At 65.2% G+C, this 2173-nt stretch carries 2 protein-coding genes and 1 pseudogene; all 3 read right to left on the reverse strand.

Annotated features, from left to right (window positions below):
• Window positions 1–267, reverse strand: a pseudogene (locus RTX98_RS20665) (hypothetical protein); the annotation flags it as partial.
• 64 nt (window positions 268–331) lie between these two features.
• Window positions 332–1381, reverse strand: a complete 1050-nt coding sequence (gene selD, locus RTX98_RS20670) for a selenide, water dikinase SelD (RefSeq protein ID WP_312798765.1) — start codon at window positions 1379–1381, stop codon at window positions 332–334.
• A 184-nt stretch (window positions 1382–1565) separates the two neighbouring features.
• Window positions 1566–2173 (reverse strand): ABC transporter ATP-binding protein (locus RTX98_RS20675; protein ID WP_312798767.1); only part of this gene is annotated, 608 nt, incomplete at its 5' end.

Here is a 2173-nt window from a genome sequence, read left to right on the forward strand (position 1 = left end):
CGCGCCTTGCGGGTTGGTGCCGATATAAGCGCCGCCCGTGCCGCCGCTCCAACCGGTGGAACCGGTATTGCCGGGCGCCGTGCCGTCAGCTGAGTTGCGATCAGGCGCCGTCGCGGGCTCGGCCTTGCTTGCGGCTTGTGTGCAGTTGGTCTTGTCACCGGGGCGGCTGACATCGTTGGGCGTTTGAGCGAAAGCGGGGGCCGCGCTCATGAAACCGACGGTGGTCAAAGCCAGCAGGACGCGGCGAAGGGCGGTTTGATCGCGCATGACAATCTCCTATTCCGCTCGATAACGAAGGGGCCGGGGCGCTTGTTCCCGAACCGCCCGCCAATCAGGCCGCGACTGTGATGCCGGCCGGTCCGGCCTCGGCCTTGCCGATGATTGTCGCCAGCGGATAACCGGCGTCACGGATGATTTTCAGCAAAGCCTCCGCCTTGTCAGGCGCGCAGGCGACCAGCAGCCCGCCCGAGGTCTGCGGGTCGGCGAGAAGCAGGCGCTGCCAGTCCGGCATGCCGTCGGGCAAGGTGATGTCGGCGCCGTAGCTATCCCAGTTGCGATGGGAAGCACCGGTGATGAAGCCGCTTTCAGCGAGCGCCTTGGCTTGGCTGAGGAAGGGCAGGGCATCGAGCGACAGGGTCAGCTGCAAACCGGAAGCCTTCGCCATTTCCAGCCCATGGCCGAGAATGCCGAAGCCGGTCACATCCGTGAGTGCATGCACGTCCGGGTTGGCCGCGAGTTCCGTGCCGATGCGGTTCAGCAGGGTCGTGGACCCCACCATCTCGTCATAACAGCCCTTCGGCAGCGCGTTCTTCTTCAGCGCCGACGAATAGATGCCGATGCCGAGCCCCTTGGTGAGGATCAGCGCGTCGCCGGCCTTCGCGCCATCGTTGCGGCGCACCTGTTCCGGCCGGCAGATGCCGATCACCGCTAGGCCATAGATCGGCTCGACGGAGTCGATGGAATGACCGCCGGCAACGGGAATGCCGGCTTCCGCGCAGATCGACGCGCCGCCTTCGAGGATCTTGCCGATGGTGGCCGGTTCCAGCTTGTTGATGGGCATGCCCACCAGCGCCAGCGCCATGATCGGCTTGCCGCCCATGGCATAGATGTCGGAGATCGCGTTGGTTGCGGCGATGCGGCCGAAGTCGCGGGGATCGTCGACGATCGGCATGAAGAAGTCGGTGGTGGCGATCACGCAGGTGTTGTCGTCGACCTGCCAGACGGCGGCATCATCGGCGGTCTCGTTGCCCACCAGCAGCTGCGAAAAGGGTTGCGCGGCCGGTTGAGAGGCGAGCAGCTGGCGCAAAACGGCGGGCGCCAGCTTGCAGCCGCAGCCGCCGCCATGGGCGAGATCCGTCAAACGGGGCGTGATGGAATCCATGATCTCTCCTAAGGTCTTCAAACCGAACAGGGGTGTGAGACCGCTTTCCCGTCGAGGAAACAAGAGGTTCGACATGGAGGCTGACCCACACGGGGCACATGCACCAACACATAACATCTCAGCCGCGAGATGAAAGGTCTGCGCGCCTTTCCAGATGGCCGCTAGGGTGGACGGATTGTCCGCCCTAGAGCGGGATCACCATCGGCGTGCCGGTCACGGGATCAGGCATGATCTGCGCTTGAAGGCCGAAGGCGCTCAGCAGATGCTCCGATGTCAGCACGGCGGCCGGCGCGCCTTTCGCCACCAGCCCTTCCTTTCCGAGCAGAATCAGATGATCGGAAAAACGGGCCGCGAGGTTGAGGTCATGCAGCACGCTGACCACCGTCGTGCCCGCTTGCAGGTTGCGGCGGCGCAGAAGCGACAAGACTTCGATCTGGTGCGGCAGGTCGAGCCAGGTGGTGGGTTCGTCAAGCAGCAGGATGGGCGTGGCCTGTGCCAGTGCCAGCGCAATCCAAGCCCGTTGACGCTGCCCGCCCGACAATTCCTCCAGCGCACGGTCGGCATTCTCAGTCATCGCGACAGCATCGAGCGCCTGCGTGTAGGCGGCTTCATCAGCTGGGGTCCAGGGTGCCAGAAAGCCGCGCCAGGGCGCGCGCCCACGCCGCACCAACTCGCCCACCGAGATGCCCTGCGGCGCCAGCGGCGCTTGGGGGAGGATGGCAATGTTTCGGGCGAGCGTACGCGTGTTCTCGTTGCGGATGTCCTTGCCGTTCAGCGTCACACACCCGCCGG

The sequence above is a fragment of the Tianweitania sp. genome, from assembly GCF_032053605.1.
Taxonomy (GTDB): domain Bacteria; phylum Pseudomonadota; class Alphaproteobacteria; order Rhizobiales; family Rhizobiaceae; genus Tianweitania.